Origin of the sequence: Sinomicrobium pectinilyticum (assembly GCF_003725735.1) — a bacterium.
GTDB lineage: Bacteria > Bacteroidota > Bacteroidia > Flavobacteriales > Flavobacteriaceae > Sinomicrobium > Sinomicrobium pectinilyticum.
Genome location: NZ_RJTM01000013.1, coordinates 88,069 through 107,196, shown reverse-complemented (window position 1 = coordinate 107,196; position 19,128 = coordinate 88,069). Strand labels below are relative to the sequence as shown.

General features: G+C 43.6%; 18 protein-coding genes and 1 tRNA gene. 7 read left to right on the top strand and 12 right to left on the bottom strand.

The annotated features are described in order from the left end of the window. Nucleotides 1–76 precede the first annotated feature (76 nt). The 5 genes from ED312_RS03255 to ED312_RS03230 all read left to right on the top strand — a co-directional run bounded on the left by ED312_RS03255 (nt 77) and on the right by ED312_RS03230 (nt 7,512). Nucleotides 77–2,464 (top strand): efflux RND transporter permease subunit, encoded by a 2,388-nt coding sequence (locus tag ED312_RS03255; RefSeq protein WP_123214570.1) that lies wholly within the window; start codon nt 77–79, stop codon nt 2,462–2,464. A gap of 317 nt (nt 2,465–2,781) precedes the next feature. Continuing rightward, entirely contained in the window at nt 2,782–4,215 is a 1,434-nt protein-coding gene (gene asnS, locus ED312_RS03250) for an asparagine--tRNA ligase (protein ID WP_123214569.1), read from the top strand. A 230-nt stretch (nt 4,216–4,445) separates the two neighbouring features. Next, entirely contained in the window at nt 4,446–5,210 is a 765-nt protein-coding gene (locus tag ED312_RS03240) for a hypothetical protein (protein ID WP_123214567.1), read from the top strand. 186 nt (nt 5,211–5,396) lie between these two features. Then, the gene (gene rpoN, locus ED312_RS03235) at nt 5,397–6,860 is read left to right on the top strand and encodes an RNA polymerase factor sigma-54 (RefSeq protein WP_123214598.1); all 1,464 of its coding nucleotides are present in this window, start codon (nt 5,397–5,399) and stop codon (nt 6,858–6,860) included. Between the two features lie 49 nt (nt 6,861–6,909). Next, nucleotides 6,910–7,512 (top strand): hypothetical protein, encoded by a 603-nt coding sequence (locus ED312_RS03230; RefSeq protein WP_123214566.1) that lies wholly within the window; start codon nt 6,910–6,912, stop codon nt 7,510–7,512. Here ED312_RS03230 and ED312_RS03225 read toward each other — a convergent pair. From ED312_RS03225 to ED312_RS03185, 9 genes are all read right to left on the bottom strand, one after another. Then, the gene (locus tag ED312_RS03225) at nt 7,507–8,223 is read right to left on the bottom strand and encodes a porin family protein (protein WP_123214597.1); all 717 of its coding nucleotides are present in this window, start codon (nt 8,221–8,223) and stop codon (nt 7,507–7,509) included. The genes ED312_RS03230 and ED312_RS03225 overlap by 6 nt on opposite strands. Nucleotides 8,224–8,351: 128 nt before the next feature. After that, nucleotides 8,352–8,834, bottom strand: a complete 483-nt coding sequence (locus ED312_RS03220; protein ID WP_123214565.1) for an ExbD/TolR family protein — start codon at nt 8,832–8,834, stop codon at nt 8,352–8,354. A 10-nt stretch (nt 8,835–8,844) separates the two neighbouring features. Continuing rightward, nucleotides 8,845–9,462 carry an ExbD/TolR family protein gene (locus tag ED312_RS03215; protein WP_123214564.1) on the bottom strand — a complete coding sequence of 206 codons (618 nt, stop codon included), beginning with the start codon at nt 9,460–9,462 and terminating at the stop codon, nt 8,845–8,847. Between the two features lie 2 nt (nt 9,463–9,464). Further along, the gene (locus tag ED312_RS03210) at nt 9,465–9,893 is read right to left on the bottom strand and encodes a hypothetical protein (RefSeq protein WP_123214563.1); all 429 of its coding nucleotides are present in this window, start codon (nt 9,891–9,893) and stop codon (nt 9,465–9,467) included. Between the two features lie 19 nt (nt 9,894–9,912). Next, nucleotides 9,913–10,719, bottom strand: a complete 807-nt coding sequence (locus ED312_RS03205) for a MotA/TolQ/ExbB proton channel family protein (protein ID WP_123214562.1) — start codon at nt 10,717–10,719, stop codon at nt 9,913–9,915. A gap of 238 nt (nt 10,720–10,957) precedes the next feature. Then, nucleotides 10,958–11,045: transfer RNA gene (locus ED312_RS03200), tRNA-Ser, on the bottom strand. Nucleotides 11,046–11,131: 86 nt separating this feature from the next. Continuing rightward, nucleotides 11,132–12,160, bottom strand: a complete 1,029-nt coding sequence (locus ED312_RS03195) for an asparaginase (protein WP_123214561.1) — start codon at nt 12,158–12,160, stop codon at nt 11,132–11,134. Between the two features lie 128 nt (nt 12,161–12,288). After that, nucleotides 12,289–13,419: a 1-acyl-sn-glycerol-3-phosphate acyltransferase gene (locus ED312_RS03190; RefSeq protein WP_240643002.1), complete on the bottom strand. Its 1,131-nt coding sequence runs from the start codon at nt 13,417–13,419 to the stop codon at nt 12,289–12,291. A gap of 204 nt (nt 13,420–13,623) precedes the next feature. Next, nucleotides 13,624–14,391 carry a TatD family hydrolase gene (locus tag ED312_RS03185; protein WP_123214560.1) on the bottom strand — a complete coding sequence of 256 codons (768 nt, stop codon included), beginning with the start codon at nt 14,389–14,391 and terminating at the stop codon, nt 13,624–13,626. A 125-nt stretch (nt 14,392–14,516) separates the two neighbouring features. On the opposite strand from ED312_RS03185, the gene ED312_RS03180 reads away from it, so the two are divergent. Together ED312_RS03180 and ED312_RS03175 are read left to right on the top strand one after the other, a co-directional pair. Further along, nucleotides 14,517–14,972, top strand: coding sequence for a retropepsin-like aspartic protease family protein (locus ED312_RS03180; RefSeq protein ID WP_123214559.1), 456 nt, complete (start codon nt 14,517–14,519; stop codon nt 14,970–14,972). Nucleotides 14,973–15,119: 147 nt separating this feature from the next. After that, a complete protein-coding gene (locus ED312_RS03175) occupies nt 15,120–15,833 on the top strand; it encodes a LexA family transcriptional regulator (RefSeq protein WP_123214558.1) in 714 nt (237 codons plus the stop codon). Nucleotides 15,834–15,910: 77 nt separating this feature from the next. On the opposite strand, the gene ED312_RS03170 is transcribed toward ED312_RS03175, so the two are convergent. Genes ED312_RS03170 through ED312_RS03160 form a run of 3 tightly spaced genes read right to left on the bottom strand, consistent with a single transcriptional unit; the run spans nt 15,911 to nt 18,847 of the window. Further along, nucleotides 15,911–16,981 (bottom strand): alanine racemase, encoded by a 1,071-nt coding sequence (locus tag ED312_RS03170; RefSeq protein ID WP_123214557.1) that lies wholly within the window; start codon nt 16,979–16,981, stop codon nt 15,911–15,913. Between the two features lie 3 nt (nt 16,982–16,984). Continuing rightward, nucleotides 16,985–18,400, bottom strand: a complete 1,416-nt coding sequence (locus tag ED312_RS03165) for a sodium:solute symporter family protein (protein ID WP_123214556.1) — start codon at nt 18,398–18,400, stop codon at nt 16,985–16,987. Between the two features lie 3 nt (nt 18,401–18,403). Further along, on the bottom strand, nt 18,404–18,847 hold the full coding sequence (locus ED312_RS03160; protein WP_123214555.1) for a GNAT family N-acetyltransferase: 444 nt from the start codon (nt 18,845–18,847) through the stop codon (nt 18,404–18,406). Between the last annotated feature and the right edge of the window lie 281 nt (nt 18,848–19,128).

The following is a 19,128-nucleotide window of genomic DNA, read 5'->3' as shown; positions in this document are numbered from 1 at the left end:
CCCACCAGGTTTCTAACAAAAACTTAAGAGACTATTCTGCACTAATTTCTTACCTTTGCCGAGTTAAAAAAACGAGATGGTCGCTTGGATACGCAAAGGCTTTTGGGAAAGGGTCGCACGAATAATTCTACGGAATAGGATTTTTATACTTCTTATAATTGCCGGCATTACTGTTTTTCTTGCTATGCAATGGAAAAACATGCGTTTTACCTATACCGAGGCCAACCTGTTGCCCGACCATCACCCGGTAAATGTAGAATACAATAAATTCCTGGATACATTTGGCGAAGAAGGCAATCTCATTGTTCTGGCCGTAAAAGACCCGGCGTTGTTTACTCCGCATAACTTTAATCTGTGGAACAAACTGAGCAAACAGCTGAATGCTTTCCCGGAGGTAGACCTGGTTGTCTCTACCGATAACCTGAAAGAACTGGTCAAGAGTACTGAGGAACAGAAATTCGAATTAAAACCTTTCCTGGACCATCAACCTGAGTCCGAAGAGGCCATAGACACCCTTAAAAACCATTTGTTTCACGAATTGCCCTTCTACGAGAGCCTTTTGTTCAACAAAGACACCGAAACACTCCGTACTGCCGTCTATATAGATAAGGAAATTGTAAATACGCCGGTACGAAAAGATTTTATTTTCAACGACTTCATTCCTCTTGTCGAGAAGTTCGAGAGTAATACCGGATTAAAAGTACACGTTTCCGGAATGCCTTATATAAGAACTTTAAATTCCCAGAATATCATAGATGAAATAGGCGGATTTATCCTTGCTGCACTTGGGGTTACCTCACTTATTTTCTTTTTCTTTTTCCGTTCGTTCCGGGCCACCCTGATCTCGATGATCGTGGTTATCATCGGTGTTATGTGGGCCTTTGGTATTCTGGGGCTGCTCCATTACGAAATAACCGTACTTACCGCACTCATCCCCCCTTTGATCATTGTTATTGGTATTCCCAACTGTATTTTTCTCATTAACAAATATCAACAGGAAGTAAAAAAACACGGTAACCAGGCAAAATCCCTCCAAAGAGTAATCTCTAAAATAGGTAATGCCACTTTAATGACCAACGCCACTACCGCCGTGGGGTTTGCTTCCTTTATCGTAACGGAGAGTAAACTGCTCAAGGAATTCGGTATTGTGGCTTCCATAAACATACTGGCCATTTTTATCCTGTCCCTGCTTATTATCCCCATCATTTACAGCTTCATGCCCTTACCTAAAAAAAGGCACCTGAAACACTTGAACAAACGCTGGATAGGCGGCTTTGTAAACTGGATGGAAAAGACGGTAAGGCACAGGCGCATTGAGATAAGCATATGTTCGCTGGTCCTTCTTGTGGCCAGCATTATCGGTATTTACCAGATACGCATATCCGGGAGCATTATCGAAGACATGCCCAAAAGCACGGATTTTTTCAATGATATACGTTTCTTTGAAAAGGAATTCGACGGTATCATGCCACTGGAGATCATGGTGAATACCAAGCGAAAGAACGGGGTTATGAAACTATCCACACTCCGCAGGATGGATGAACTCGAAGAACTGATAAGGGATATTCCGGGGCTTTCCAAACCCATTTCGGTAGTCAACCTGGTCAAATATTCCAAACAGGCATATTATAATGGCAATCCGGCATATTATCAACTCCCTTCAAACCAGGAAAACCACTTCATCCTTTCCTACGCCAAAAAGTCTTCGGAAAGCGCGAACCTGTTGCGCAGTTTTGTGGATTCAACAGGACAGGTAGCCCGCATTACCACTTTTATGCAGGATATGGGAACAGACGAAATGGAAGGTATCCAGAACCAGTTATGGACAACCATACACAAAGTGTTCCCGGAAGACAGGTACGAAGTCAGCATGACCGGAAAGGCCCTGGTATTTATGAAAGGGACCAAATACCTGGTGAAAAACCTTGTTATTTCGCTGGCCCTGGCCGTAATTTTGATCGCCATATTCATGGCCTACATGTTCCGCTCTTTCAAAATGATCATTATATCACTGATACCTAACCTTTTCCCCCTGGTCATTACTGCCGGGGTCATGGGATTCTTAGGTATTCCCATCAAACCTTCTACGATACTGGTGTTCAGTATTGCGTTTGGGATATCGGTAGATGACACCATCCACTTCCTTGCCAAATACCGGCAGGAGCTCGTAAGCAATGGATGGAAAATACGAAAATCGGTCTTTGCGGCATTGCGTGAGACCGGGGTAAGTATGTTCTACACTTCCATTGTCCTCTTTTTCGGCTTTTCCGTATTCACCACTTCCAGTTTCGGCGGTACGGTAGCACTTGGGGGGCTGGTTTCCACTACCCTGCTGTTCGCCATGCTGTCCAACCTTATATTACTGCCTTCCTTACTGCTGTCGCTGGAAAAAAGTATTGCCAATAAGCAGGTTTTAAAAGAACCTAATATTGATGTCCTTACGGAAGACGATGAAGAAAAATAAAAAACCTGCCGGACATAACCCCGATTTTTCATAATCGGAGCGGGCCGGCAGGCACGTATGGTTTCCCCAAACCTACTTTTCCTAATTCAAATAATACAAGGTATTAATTGCGACTCAAAAGTACGGCTGTAAACAATACCGGATAAGGGGAAAAATCCCCTTTTTGTTTTTTATAATCCCCGGACATTCTTTAAAAAAACACCTATATTTGCCAACTGATATCAAACACGTCACGTGTTTCTGTTCCGGCTGACTTCCGGTGCCCGGCAGTCACTGAATCCGGTCAAAAAACATCATTTATCAAGAAGATTAAAAAAATGAAGGTGTACAGTGTAAAAGACCTGCTTGTCGAGGATCTGCTATTACAGGAAGTAAGTGTTAAGGGATGGGTAAGAACATTCAGGAGCAATCGTTTCATTGCTTTGAATGACGGTTCTACCATTCATAATATTCAATGTGTGGTGGATTTCGAAAATACTTCAGAAGATGTCCTGAAACGTATTACCACCGGGGCTGCCATCCGGATAAAAGGTACGCTTGTGGAAAGCTCCGGAAAAGGACAAAAAGTAGAGATACAGGCAAACCAACTGGAAATCCTCGGGGATTCACATCCGGAAGAATACCCTATTCAGCCCAAAAAGCATTCCCTGGAATTTCTCAGGGAAAAAGCCCATTTGCGCACACGCACCAGTACTTTCGGTGCAGTGATGCGGGTGAGGTCCACATTGTCATTTGCCGTACACCAGTATTTTCAGAATAACGGGTTTAATTACGTAAATACCCCCATCATTACGGGAAGCGATGCGGAAGGGGCCGGAGAAATGTTCCGCGTCACTACCCTGGATCCCAGAAATCCTCCGTTGCAGGAAGACGGCAGTGTAAACTATAAGGAAGATTTTTTCGGAAAGGAGACCAATCTCACTGTCTCCGGACAGCTTGAAGCCGAGGCTTATGCCATGTCTCTCGGCAAAGTATACACCTTTGGTCCTACTTTCCGTGCCGAAAACTCCAACACGTCCAGGCACCTTGCCGAATTCTGGATGATAGAGCCCGAAGTGGCCTTTATGGATCTCGACGGAGATATGGACCTTGCGGAAGATTTCATAAAATATGTGATCCGCTATGCTCTCGAAAACTGCAAAGACGATCTGGAATTCCTGGAAAAACGTCTTTCGGACGAAGAAAAGACCAAACCACAGAACGAAAGAAGCGATATGACCCTTACGGAAAAGCTTCGCTTCGTCCTCGACAATAATTTTAAAAGGGTAAGTTATACCGAAGCAATTGATATCCTCAGGAACTCAAAACCCAACAAGAAGAAAAAATTCCAGTATATCATTGAAGAATGGGGCGCCGACCTGCAAAGCGAACACGAACGTTACCTGGTAGAAAAGCACTTTAAGTGCCCGGTAATCCTGTTTGATTATCCGGCCAAGATCAAGGCTTTCTACATGCGCCTGAACGATGACGGCAAAACGGTAAGGGCAATGGATATCCTGTTCCCCGGTATCGGGGAGATCGTGGGAGGATCGCAAAGGGAAGAGCGCTATGACGTCCTCCTGGAAAAAGTAAAAGCCATGGGCATAGACGAAAAAGAACTTTGGTGGTACCTGGACCTCAGGAAATACGGTACTGCAGTTCACAGCGGTTTCGGGCTGGGCTTCGAACGGCTTGTATTATTCACCACAGGCATGACCAATATACGGGACGTTATCCCCTTCCCGAGGACACCACAAAATGCGGAGTTTTAAGATTCTTATTATACGTCCCGGTCCGGATTATTTCGGACCGGGATTCATTTTTACAACTTCTCCACACATACACCGTATTTTCTTCTTCACCCTCTTTTGCCGAAAATACCCTATCATACACCGACAGAAAATACTTATTTATCATCTATTTTTCCTACGTAATCTTATTCTCCCTGTCGTTTTTTAGTTATATTTACCCCACCAAATCTTTAAAATTAAAAACCTGACTTATGACCTTTCGCACTACCCCGTCATGGCCATTTGCCGTCCTGTTAATTACCATGCTCTGTGCCGCCTGTAGCAGTGATGACGATACGGTTCCGGAACCGGAATTGACTTTCGAAGAACTATATTATCTTTCCATTTCAGATGCCATGGTGACCGAAGAAAATGAGATCATCGATTCATTATGGGCTATATCCCCTGCAAACGAAAGGCTGCAATGGAAGACCATCAATGGACATGAATATGTATTGATGGCCAGTTTTCACAAATATCCTTCCAGTTATCCCGAAGGAGACTCCATTACCAACACCTGGGGAGAATCCTGGTTATTTATTCCCGGTCAAATGAAATCGCGTATAAAAGACGATTTCATTCAAAGTTCGGATACCATAATGCGTATTTGTCAGGTTCTGGGGCTCCCTCCTGCCGATGAAAACAGCAATACACACATCAGTGCCCTGTGGGTACGCCCGGAAAACCTTTACCGTCCTGCCGGTAACCCGGATATCGGTACTACCACAACCGGGTCTGCCCTTTCCGACAATGTAACAGAAACCTACTCCTCCTGGTTTAATGATTATATTATTTTTGCCTACTACCGGACACTTGCCCAAGAAACCGATCGTCATTATCCCTGGACACGCCTCGGATATACATACGATTGGGCCCCGGAAACCGAAGAGGTGGGATTAAGTGAATTTGTACTGAGTGCAGGCTCCGGAATCTGGGTTGAGGAAACCTCCCCGGCGAGCGATTTATTTACGGATTGATCTCCCGTCGGCACAGCAGCATCATAAATTCATTATCATGGTTTGACCTTGCCGGTCCGGGGTGCCGGAAATAAAATTATGGTACTGTTTCCGGGGGTGTTCCCCCCGTATTTATACCTTTATTATTCCCTGGTTCAAAGTTTTCGATTATTTTTGTATTATAAGCCAGGAGTAATTGAAAGACAGATGCTGAAACAACAGTTACAGTTTAAATTATCGCAGAAACTATCGCCTCAGCAAATACAGTTGATGAAGCTGATCCAATTGCCTACATTGGCCTTTGAGCAGCGGTTGAAACAGGAGATAGAGGAAAACCCAGCTTTGGAAAGCGGTAAAGAGGAAGAGGCAAATTATGAGGACGATATGAACGATTCTTATGATGAGCTCTATGACGACGGTAATGAAAAAATAGAGGCCGAGGATATTAATGTGGATGAGTATCTCAGCGACGACGAAATTCCGGACTACCGGCTGCATGCCAATAACTACAGCTCCGATGACGAAGAGAAGACCGTTCCTTATGCTGCCGGTACTTCCTTTCACCAGCACCTGGTCAATCAGCTGAACACTTACTCCCTGAATGACGACCAGCGGGATATTGCCGAATTCCTGGTGGGAAGTGTAGACGAAAGCGGTTATATAAGACGGTCCGTTGAAGATATTATGGACGATCTTGCTTTTACCCAGAACATATATACGGATGAGGCCTCCATTGAAAAGATCCTGCAGATAGTGCATCACCTGGACCCTGCGGGGGTAGGCGCCAGGGACCTTAAAGAGTGCCTGCTCATCCAGTTACGAAGGAAAGAGGCTGCACCTTCGGTAGACCTGGCCATCGACATCCTGGAAAAGTCTTTTGAGCAGTTTACGAAAAAACACTATAAAAAATTACTGCAACGGCACCATATCGATGAAGAAGAACTCAAAGATGCCGTACACGAAATTGAAAAATTAAACCCGAAACCGGGAAGCTCCTATTCCGGAAGCAACCGTATGGTAGAACACATTGTTCCCGATTTTACCATACGCATCGTAGACGGGGAGCTGGAACTCTCCCTCAACGGAAGGAATGCTCCCCAGCTGCACGTTTCCAAAGAATACAGCAATATGCTACAGGGATATAAGGATTCCAAAGAGAAATCCAGGTCCCAGAAAGATGCCGTACAGTTTATCAAACAAAAGCTCGATGCGGCCAAATGGTTTATAGATGCTATAAAACAACGTCAGGAAACCCTTTTTGTTACGATGAATGCCATTATGCATTATCAGTCCGAATATTTTCTGACAGGGGATGAGCGGAAACTGAAGCCAATGATCCTGAAAGACATTGCCGACAGCATAGGCATGGATGTCTCTACGGTTTCCAGAGTGGCCAACAGCAAGTACGTGGACACCCCTTACGGGACCAAGTTCATCAAAGACTTTTTCTCTGAAGCCATGAAAAATGAACAGGGAGAAGATGTTTCCACCCGGGAAATCAAAAAAATCCTCGAAAACATTATCGAAGAAGAAGATAAAAAAACACCGCTTACGGACGACAGACTGGCCGTACTCCTCAAGGAAAAAGGCTATCCTATTGCACGAAGAACAATAGCCAAATACCGGGAACAGCTGGATATCCCCGTAGCACGACTGAGAAAACAGATATAAGAACGGAAACAGACACAAGCGAGGCCTCTTTCAAGCCCGGAAATTACAGATGTATTTTTCAAGATTATTCAGCTACCTGCTTCACCCTATTTTTATGCCCTTTGCGGGAACAATAGCTTATTATATAATCTCTCCTGCCTATTTCTCTGAAGAAGCCCGTAAAAGCGTTATAATCCCCGTACTCATACTCACCCTGATCGTTCCGGTCGTACTGTATTTCCTGTTAAAAAACCTCGGATGGGTGCGCTCCCCGGAACTATCGGGGGTGGAAGAACGCAAAGTACCGCTTTATGCCGCCATGCCGATCATATTCATCATCACAAGGCATATTACACCTGCGACCTCTTCAGCCGAACTGCACTATTTCTTTATGGGGATATTAGTAACCTTATTCCTCTGCCTGGTCCTGGTGTTATTAAAGGTCAAGGCAAGTATTCACATGATGGGCATAACCGGGCTGACAACTTTTATACTGGGGCTCAGCATGCATTACCGTCTCAATATGACCTTCCTGCTGGCCGCACTCATCCTTTTTACGGGGATCGTAGCATCGTCAAGGTTATACCTGAAAGCACATAATATCAGGGAAATCTCGCTGGGGATACTCCTGGGAGCGGTACCCCAGGCTGTCATTTTTCCTTACTGGTTATAGGGCATAAAAAATAATGCCCACTTTTAAAGATCTCATATCTATCTGCTCTCCGCTTTCTGTTACCACACCGTCTTCAAATAAATTTCTCAATCCGTAATAGGCATAAAAATTCCAGGTATTATACCCTGCACTCAAGTGAAGGCCGGCCTGAAACCTTGAGATATCTTTATTTGAAAACTTTGTCTTCTCATCGCCCACAAACTTATACCCTTCGGCAAAAACATATCCTAATTTCACCCCGGCATATATACGCCAGAATTTATATGTGGCAGCAGTAGAAGACCGCCACCGGAACTCTATGGGCATTTCCAGCAAATGCGCTTCCATTCTATTACGGCTGTAATCCACGGAGTCCGGTATGACCCTGTACTGCATTCCTTCATCGCCTTTCAGGAACTGCAGATTGTGAAAGTGCGCATTATAGGCATATCCGACCCCAATTCCCATGGCAATATTTCTCCGTTTGTTCAGGGGCATGTCTTTAACTACCCCGAACTGTATACCCCTGGACAGATTGTTCTGTTTTACATCCTCAGGGCGATTTAAAAGTATATTATAACTAACTCCCAGATATATCTGGTCCTCTTTATATTTATGGTCTATAACAGTGCTGTCCGGGGCCAGTGTGTGAATTGCAGGACTTTCCTGGGCAAAAACCCCGATCGTACAACGAAACAGGACCAGGTAAACTACGTAAAACGAGCTTCTCATATATCCCTTTTTAAACAAATATACTCTATTTAGTTTTTTATATATCTTTTTCAAAACCATTCCCATAAAAAAAACCGGCACGTAAAATACGGCCGGTTCTCTCAAAATATAAGTTCAAGAAACGAGGACTATTCGATATTCCTCATTGCATCTCCTTCCTTGGTTGTGTAATTTACTTTTAAAGCATTTACTTTTCTCAACTCCTGCTTAATGTCAGATATAAGTCCCATGTTGGTCTCTTTATCCACTTTAAGAGCTGTAGTCATCAAGGGTTGAAGTTCCTGCCTCATTTTTGCCCTTTCCGCCAGAATATAAGGCGCTACCTCGTCTACATCCGCAAATTTATCGTTCAGCTGGATTCTCGCCTGAGAACCGTACTTGGACTGATATCTCGGATGTGGTTTCCCGGCATATACATATACTACCCTGTCCCTTTTATCCAGTTTCTGAACCTGGTCCGCAATAGGCAGTGTATTATCTACCATTAACGAATCATCCTTCATCACTGTAACGGTCATAAAGAAAAACAGTAGCATAAATACGATATCCGGCAGAGACGCGGTGGAAACGGCTGGCAATTCGCCATCTTTTTTCTTTGTGAATTTAGCCATAATAGTATTTTTAGTTTTTCTTCGGTTCCGCTTCGGATAAATATTGCGGGTACATCTTCTGTATACGTTCTACTCTCGGTTTCAGCTTATCTTTCTGATCATCGGAAGTTTTAGGATCGTTATACATGTCCTGCATTGCCGTGAAATCCGTTTTGTACAGACGTTGTGATTCGCGGTTTCGCAATACATTGTATGCGGCCACCAATTCATTCTGTACAGCGATATAGGTACTGTACTTGGTCTCCCTGTCATTCTGAAGAGAAATTATCGCTTTTTCCGGGTGTACGGAAGATTTGGGATCTTTGGCCCCCTGACAATAGTCACAAGGTTCTCCTTTATCATTCAATCCACCACCGTTATCAATAAAATCCACAGCAACCTGACGAAGATCTTCCAGCTTGGTGAGTTCGTCGTTAACCATTAACTGGTTACTCTTGTTGATAAGCACCTGCAGCAAGTTTCTCTCCTTTATCACAACATCTTCCTCTGGCGGTTCCAGCGGCGGAAGCTTACGATCCAGCCCGGAATCCGTCTCAATGGTGGTTGTCACCAGGAAGAAGATAAGGAGCAGAAACGCAATGTCTGCCATGGAACCAGCATTTACTTCCGGTATACTTCTTCTTGCCATAATTACTTCATTAATATTTTTTTCACGCTTGACAATATCATTGCAAGTATTGCAATAACAGCAAGTATGTAAAAGGCTATGAGTCCGCCTCCAACAAGTCTGGAAGTTTCGGCCGTAGCCAACATACTACCATCCGATGATGTAACTTCGCTTCCGGAAGCCAGCGCATAGCTAACTACCAGTATAGCAACGAAAGCCACCAGGGAAATGAGCATTTCTTTCAGTTTGTGATGCGAGAACAAACTTTTTATACTGAATATCACTGTAATAAGAACAGCTATACCAAACAGTACGTAAGAGACGATAAACATCAGGTTTACGTTAGAGTCTGTTGCCGCTTCTTCTACCGGCATATCGCTACTGGGCAACATAAACCACAGTACGGCGCCGATGATACCAGCAATAATTAAGAATATTTTATATATTTTCATAACTACTTTTTAATCCGTTTTACTTTTTGTGGGCTACCAACAAATCGATCAGTGTAATGGAAGCTTCTTCCATGTCGTTCACTATACTATCGATTTTAGCAATGATGTAGTTGTAAAATATTTGCAGGATAATTGCCACAATAAGACCAAATACCGTAGTCAATAATGCCACCTGGATATCTGCAGCAATCAAAGATGCGTCCAGTCCGCCGGCTGCACTAATTTTATCAAACGCCTGGATCATACCGATTACCGTACCCATGAACCCGAGCATCGGGGCCACCGCGATAAATAAAGAAACCCAAGATACGTTCTTTTCCAACTGTCCCATCTGTACACCACCGTAAGCCACAACAGCTTTTTCAGCAGCTTCCGCTCCTTCATCAGCTCTTTCCAGCCCCTGGTAAAATATAGAGGCAACAGGACCTTTTGTGTTTCTGCATACTTCTTTTGCAGCTTCTACCCCACCTGAAGCCAGCGCATCTTCTACTCTGGAAGTAAGCTTTCTGGTATTGGTAGTAGAAAGGTTAAGGAAAATAATCCTTTCAATTGCAACTGCAAGTCCGAGAATCAAACACAGCAACACGATTCCCATAAATCCGGCACCACCTTTTATAAAATATTCTTTCAATACCTGATGAAAAGGTTTGCTATCTTCACTTGTAGCAACAGCATCGTCTTGGACGAAAGCAGCAGCGTCGTCTACGGGAGCAACTATTTCTGAAATATTTTCAGACACAACAGGAGCAAGATCCTTCGCTTCTGCCGTTGTTGCGTTAAGAGCCATCAATCCGGCAACAGCCAGAACAGAGAATAATCTTTTCATTTCTTCTAAACTTAAATTTTGTTAGTTAATAGGGTTAAAGATATAAAATTTTTACAATTAATGAATTTGTAACAAAGAAGGAGAAACTCTTCCGATTCCATCCTTCCGAGTTCCGTTACCGGAAAACTAATAGTTTTTTTAAGAACTTTGTAACGGTTTCGGCAATTATATTTTTTTCAAAGACATATTTGCCGTTTTTTTTGTAATACAAGCGGGCTAATTTCGCTTGTCAAACTTGCAGAGAGGAAGGGATTCGAACCCTCGATACGCTTGTGACGTATACACACTTTCCAGGCGTGCGCCTTCGACCACTCGGCCACCTCTCTATATTTTGAAGAACTGCTTCTATGATTTTCTTCGGGGTGCCAAATAACGAATTTTTTTTTAGTTGATAAAATTTATCTTGTTATTTTTAATGTAATTCGCCCCTCAAGGGTGTTTCGAACACAGTTTTAAATGCTTTTTTGTTGATTTTACATCCCAAAAGGTACATGAGCTTAGCAATCGCGGCCTCTGTGGTGATATTTTTTCCGTTGATAACACCCATTTTCCGAAGGTGCGTACTGGTCTCGTACTTCCCCATCAGCACACTTCCTCCCGAACATTGTGTCACATTGACTACAAATATCCCTTTTTTTACTGCTTTTTCCACTAAAACCCGGAACCATTCTTCCGTCGGGGCATTACCGGCTCCATACGTTTCGACTATAACCGCTTTCAGCCCCGGAGTCTCAAATATCCCCGAAAGTACGGCTTCGTTTATTCCCGGAAAAAGCCTTATTACCGCTATATTGTTGTCCAGTTCTTTATGTACCTGGAATTTTTTTCTTCTGTTTGGCACCAAAAGGTGCTCATCATTAATCTTCAGATGCACCCCGCTTTCCGCAAGAGGCGGATAATTCAGTGATGCAAATGCCTCAAAATGCTCCGCATTTATTTTCGTTGTGCGGTTGGCCCTATACAGTTTGTACTCGAAATACAGGCATACCTCGGCCACTTTCGGTTTTCCCTTTTCCCTCAGCGCAGCTATTTGTATGGACGTTATAAGATTCTCCTTGGCATCGGTACGCAAATCCCCGATAGGTAATTGCGAGCCGGTGAGAATAACCGGTTTGGTCAGATTTTCCAGCATAAAGCTCAATGCCGCCCCGGTATAGCTCATCGTATCGCTGCCATGCAATACCACAAAGCCGTCAAAAGCATCGTAATTGTCCTCTATTATCCCGGCTATCAATATCCAGTATTCCGGATTCATATTGGATGAATCTATAGGATCATCAAACGATACCGTTTTTATATTACAGTCCAGATGCGAAAGTTCGGGAATTCTTTTTAACAGTTTATCGAAGTTAAAGGCCCGTAACGCTCCGGTTTCATAATCTTTTATCATTCCGATGGTACCACCCGTATATATCAGGAGTATATCAGATCTTTTCCCCATAACCGAAAAACTGTTTTGTAAACTCTGTTTCTATAATATCTTGTGTAAAATCAAACGGCCCTGCTTCATACATATAAGAGGTAACGCTCTTTTCTGCCAAATATTTCATTGTCTGTGATACCTGTGCTTTACCGGTCGTGTTCCATCCGGTTTACCACGGGATTGGCATACATGGAAAGGAAATTCTTTCTGGCGACTTCATTTTCCTTGCCCACTCTCCTCTCCAGTCTTCTTTCAAACTGCCGTTTCTCTTTTTCGTTATATTTATCCGCAAACGTTCCGGTACCATGCAGCAGGTCATAGGCGAGGTAATTGGTAGGCCACAGCCGGTAGTTTTTGTGGATCTGCTTGTCAATACGGTCTGCAAGCATCTGAAATTGCCTGTTTACGGGCTCACCGCTGTTGCGTATCTCATCCAGTTCTGCATCCAGTACATCCCCTACATTTATACAAATGCGTTTCTTTTGCCCCAGCGCACCTTTGAGTATGGAATTAAAATCCTCGTTACTGGTCTTTACGTATTCCATGTCGTAATGCCTTGCCAGAAGCTCCGGCATTTTCAAAAGGTCGGTAGGATCGTATTCATAGGAGATGGAAACGGGGGCAATACGCAATTTTTTAAAATAGTCCATGATCTCCTTTTCATCACTGGCCAGCGCCAGCATCTTCAACACTCCCTGTTGTGTACGGTCGTTGCCGTCTTTTGTGCGGCCTTCCCTCTGGGCAATCCAAACAGACCTGCCTTCTTCCTGCAGCAGGTGTTTTATATAACCGGAAACTTTCCTGGAACTTTCGAGCATTTCCCGTGGTGAAAGCCCTCTTTGAATGAGGAAATTCCTGACCAGTTTGGACAATGCCAATAAAAACGGCTTGTGTACCAGGTTATCCCCTATTGCCGATGCAGTCATTACCAGATTGTTCTCCATCAGGGCTACATTGAGCAGGGAAGTATCCATTACAATATCGCGGTGATTGGATATAAAGAGGTAAGAGGTCCCGGATTTCAATTTTTCAAAACCCGTAGTAAAAAATCCTTCCGAACTTTTTTCCAGAACATTACGAACGCTTTGATATATGACTTTTGCCTGGAAGTCGTTGACGGAATGACAGGAATCCAGCACTCCTTCTATTTCTTCCTGCGTCTTGTCCGGAAAAGTAAAATGGAGCAAAGCCCGGATCATAGGATGATCCTTGTACTCTTTAAGAGCTCCATTTACTTCACTGTCCAGATAAGGACGAATTTCTTTATAACTATCCAATGATTAATTCTTTAAATACAGAACAGGATTCCCTTCACAACGACAAGACAATGAAACACAGCAACATCAGCTTTATGACAAACAACTGTTCGGGACCTCGTAACAAATTTAAGCACATCGGGCAAATGAACAAAAATTAATTGACTTTACCGTCGGTGAGATATTTAAAATTTTATGTATCAGGCTTTCCGACACTCTTCTTTTTCAGACCCCGAAAACCTCATTTGCGTTTTTTGTCGTTATTTCCGCGACCTCTTCTTCGGAAAGCCCGTAGATATTGCTCAGTTTCCGCAGAACGTTAATAATATATGCACTTTCGTTACGTTTGCCGCGATAAGGTACGGGGGCCAGGTAAGGGGCATCTGTTTCCAGGACGATATTACTGATATCCATCTCATTCAGAAAACGGTCTATTTTTCCGTTTTTAAAGGTTACTACCCCACCGATGCCCAGTTTCATATTATAAGATACGGCACGTTCGGCCTGTTCTCTGTTACCGGTAAAGCAATGAAAAATCCCGAACAGGTCCTCTCCCTTTTCTTCTTCCAGAATGGCGAAGACCTCATCAAAGGCTTCCCGGCAATGAATAACAATGGGTATTCCGTATTTTTTGGCGAGCCTTATCTGATACCGAAAAGCTTCCTGTTGCCAATGAAGGTGATTTTTATCCCAATAAAGGTCTATTCCTATTTCCCCTACCGCATAAAACTTATGCGTATCCAGCATTTGCTCTACATGCGCCAGTTCTTCCTTATAGTTCTCCTTTACATGCGTAGGATGCAGTCCTGCCATCAGGAAAACATGATCGGGGTAATCCTTTTCCAGTTGCAGCATTCGCTCCGTATATGAAGAGTCTATGGCAGGCACAAAAAAATGTTTAATATCCGCATCGAGGGCCCGTTGTATCATCTCATGCCGATCCTCGTCATAAGCTTCACTATATAAATGTGTATGTGTATCCGTTACCATCATGGGGCAAAAATAAAAACATTAAAGCTATCTTTGCACATATTTTTAAAAAGACCGGTCCCGGTAACAGAAAGGGAAACGGAAAAAGTTTGATAAATCGCCCCGTACTTTAAATTGAAAAACAGCATATGAAAAGTTTAAAGACTTTCCTCGGCGAAAAAGGGTTCGTTAAGATTCCACTGGTATTAACCAATACGAACCATTTTGAGATACAGGCCAAAATAAATGGTATCGAAGGGCGCTTTATACTGGATACCGGAGCGTCCAGCACCTGTGTAGGAGTGGATTGTGCCGAACATTTTAACTTAAACACGGAAGATTCGCAGGTAAAAGCTGCCGGGGCGGGGGCTAACAACATGGATACACGGATGTCCAAACGGAACACTCTTTCTATAGGCCCGTGGAACAGGGACAAGGTAAAACTTGTTCTGTTCAACCTCTCTCATGTCAACGAAGCGCTGATACAACACGACTCTCTGCCCGTACACGGCATTATCGGAGCAGACATCCTGAAAAAGGCCAGAGCGATCATAGATTACGGTAAAAAATGTGTCTATCTCAAGAGTAACCGAAGTGGTATATAACAACCGGACAGACAAATAGCAAAAAATAGTTATCTTTGAATTGCCCCTTACTTACTGTACGTTTCCAAGTACCAAACAACTGACATACGTCATTTCACGGATTATTTATACATTCCTGTGAATGGCAGTTAACCAAACTTCTACCCCATGAATACTGTTTTAATGCCAGAAAATAGCGCAAAGATCCTCACGGAGACTACGGCTTTGTTACAAAGGCTCAAGGAGCACATCGGAATCCGGACCGATGTTGAACTTTCGGATATCCTCGGTATAAAACCCAATACGCTTTCCACCTGGAAAAAGAGGAATACCCTGGATTATAAAAAAGTACTCACTGCATGTTATAATTACCGCCTGGATATAAACAAGCTGTTTTTCAGCCAAAAAGCGCTTTCTCTTTCGGAGCCCAATACCAAAAGGGGCTTTCTTGTGGTCCCCAGGGAAGTATATTATCCGTATGTTGCCAACCTGAAAGACCCGCTTTTCATCAATTCGCTTCCGAGATTTGACTTCCCGTTTATTTCGGGAAAAAATCTCCGGGCCTTCCAGATGGTCGGTTCCGGCATGTCCCCGAAGCTGGAGGACGGGGACTTTGTGGTAGGAGAATACGTGAAAAATATAAATTCTATTATCAGCGGACATATTTACGTGCTGATAAGTAAGGTCAAGGGAATTTTTATCAACCGGGTGGAATCCGATCCGGCCCTTCCCGGCTTTTTGCATCTCGTCAATGACAAAAAAGTGATCTCCCCTCAAATGCGGATGGCAACCGATGAGATTGTAGAGTTGTGGAAAGTAACATCGGTATTTTCCCTCGACTTCATAGAAGAGCAAAATGGTGAAGGAGTACCCGCTCCGTAAAATTAACCCGTTGTGCATGTTGGGAAATGCCATTCCAAATGCACAACGGGCTAAAATTCCGGGATTTGTACCGCTGGTTACCCCAGACGCTTTTCTATATATTTCGAATTGAGAAGGCGCAAAGCCCCCATGTAATTAATGTGAAAGGGGATCATATCGCCTACCCTGATGTTGTGGTTGTTTTTACCTACATCCAGAACTATCATATCGGAGCTTCCCCCTTCGAGACGATATTCTTCATAAAGAGGTTTTATATTTTTTATTTCGATGTCGAGTATACCGATGTCTACTAAAATCCGTATACTGGTCTCCGAATAATCTTCTATCTCAAAAATCGGAATTTCCCCGGCTACATTGGAACCCACATACCCGGTGGGATTGATCGGTTTTTCCATGACTTCCAGCACTTCCGCATACAACATAAAAACATCCTGTTTCATGCCTTCCATGGGAGAATCCTCAAACAAATCGTTACCGAAAAACAGGGTTTCCCCAATCCGGAAGTGATTAACGCCCTCCGGCACGAGGTTTTTCAGTAACAGGGGCAAGGTCACCGAAGTTCCCAGCGATACCCAAGGAATTTTTTTATTGAACTTGGCCTCTATGATCTGTTCATACAGGCTCAACTGGATGAGTTTGTCATGTGAGGGCATAATACCGTTCAGGCAATTCAGGTTGGCACCGATCCCCATTACCTCCACCGCCTTCAACTCGAACACTCTCGCATAAAAATCTACGAAATTCTCTCTCATCACTCCTTCGCGAAGGTCGCCCATTTCTATCATTATAACGATCTGGTGGACTTTACCTGCCTTTTCTGCATAACGGTTTATCATCTCTATGGTTTCAAACTGGGTATTGAAACTTATATCCGCTACTTCTATCAACTCTTCTATACTGCGTGTTGGCGGTGGTTTTATATATCCGGTCTTAATTTCCAGGCTGATTTTTTTCACCATGGCCAGGTTGCTGAGGCGGGAATCGAAGATACAGTCGGGATGAAGTCCTATAACTTCTTTCAGGAAAAGCTTGTTACCGCACAACAGTTTGGTAACTACCCCCCAGTCTTTTTTATGGCTTCCGAAAAGATTTTTCAGGAACAGGTAATTATGTTTCAGAGCACGTGTATTTAATTTGAGATATGCCATATTTTATGCACGGTTAATTGCCAGGAACACCAACCCGGAGGATAAAATCACTATAATGATCGGATCAAAACCAAAAGGGACAGGAAAAGTAAATATACTAAAAATCAGCGTACTGCCCCCACCTACCAGCATGGAAACAAGGGCAGCGGAAGGTTTTGGGTTTCGCGCAAACAACATTCCGAGAACCGGAACAAAAAGCCCCGACACCATAAAGGCATAAGATTTCAGCATCAGGGTAAGTACATTTTGCATCTGCGACGCAATAAGGATAGCAAGGACACCAATGACAAGAGTGGTAACCTGCGATATCCGGATCGCTTTCCTGTCGGTACTTTTCAGTCCCAGGATATCGGTGACGAAATTTCCCGAAGCTGCCATCAGGCAACTGTCTGCCGTGGACATTATTGCCGAAAAATAGGCAGACATCATCAACCCTGTCAGCCCTACGGGCAAAATGGAACGCAAAAGCAGCGGCAAGCCCATTTCCGGATCGCTTTCTGCCATGGCTTCTCCCGTAGCATAATCGAATGCGGCGAACATTCCCGCATCTGCCGCTACCCGTGCAAAGAGACCGAGCAATACTCCCATAAATGCCATTACAGGATACTCGAACAAACCGGCAATATACCAGGCTTTTTTGGCTGTCTGTTCATCTTTACAGGAAAATATCCGTTGGTACAGGGTCATCCCTATAAACCAGATCGGTACAATAGTTACCAGCCAATTGACAAACTGGACCCAGCTCAGGTTGGAAAAACTGAAAAACGCGTCCGGTAAACTTTCGCGTATCGCGGATATCCCTCCCAGTTTTATGCAGGCCATGGGTATTCCTATACATATCAGCCCTCCCATAAGGAGCATCCATTGAAAAGTATCGGTATAAATAACTGCTTTTATACCTCCGGCCACAGTATAGGCCACGGCAACCGCGCCCATAGTTATAAGCGCATTCTCCATGCTTAAAGCCGGAAATGTTCCGGTAGCCAGCTTGGCCCCCGCCAAAAGTTGCGAGGAGGTAAAACCGAGATAACCTACGAAAGAGATCAACCCGGCCAGTAAAGCTACATTTTTACCATAGAACCGCTTTAATAACTGGGGGAAGGTCAGCAGTTTGTACAGGTGCCCCATTTTTATCACTTTCGGAATGAGAAATACTGCTGCCAGCCATGCTCCCACCAGGCCGGTAAAGAGCATCCATGAGCCGGATATCCCCATTACAAACCCCAGACCTCCCAGGCCGATGGAAAACCCCCCACCTACATCTGTGGCTACCACCGAAAGTCCTACATGGGTACTGCTCATATTACGTCCGCCAACGTAATAGTCTTCATTATTTTCATTTTTGAGATAGTAATACCACCCCACAATCATCACTCCTATGATGTAGGCAACGAAAATAACAATATCAATAAAGCTCATGCCCTATTTTTTGGTGAAGCGCATTTCGAGGTATTTATTCACAAATCCCAGTTTTTCGTAAAGATGTCTCGCAGGATTATCTGGCTCTACATGAAGAGCAATACTGCCATCGGCAAGCTCCATCGCTTTCTGCATCAGTTCTTTTCCGATACCCTTTCCCCTACTGTCTTTGTGTGTGGCGATGTATACCAGTATGTTTTCGGGGATGTAACCTTTCATCCCGGTACTGTTCACTACCGTAACCGCAACAATCTCTTTATTTTCCTTAGCCACCAGCACAAAACCTCCCATAGACGGGATAACATCCCTCATGGCAAAATTTATCGCGGCGAGAATATCCGCTTTTTCATCCCCGTATTTTTCGAGTTGAGTGTATAAAAAACCGGCGACTTCTTCTTTTTGGTCGTCGGAAAGTTTCTGATTGGGATTGTAGATAACAAATGTCATAATACAGGTAATACTTTTGATTTGTAAAAAAATAGAGTAACGAAACTGTTTTCCCGGAAGATGGATTATGACAAATATTATGGAGGAGATATGGTCTTGAAGAACTTTTTCAGGGAAGTAAACTCCGTCAAAGTCTTTAAGATCTGATTCCGGTAGTTGGATTTGATTTTTTTCTGCATTGCCTAACAAAGGTAATAATAAAGAAAAGGAATCCCAAAAGCAGTTGTAATCACATAAGGTATTGATTTAACGTAAACTTCTATATTTAAAGAACGGGTTTG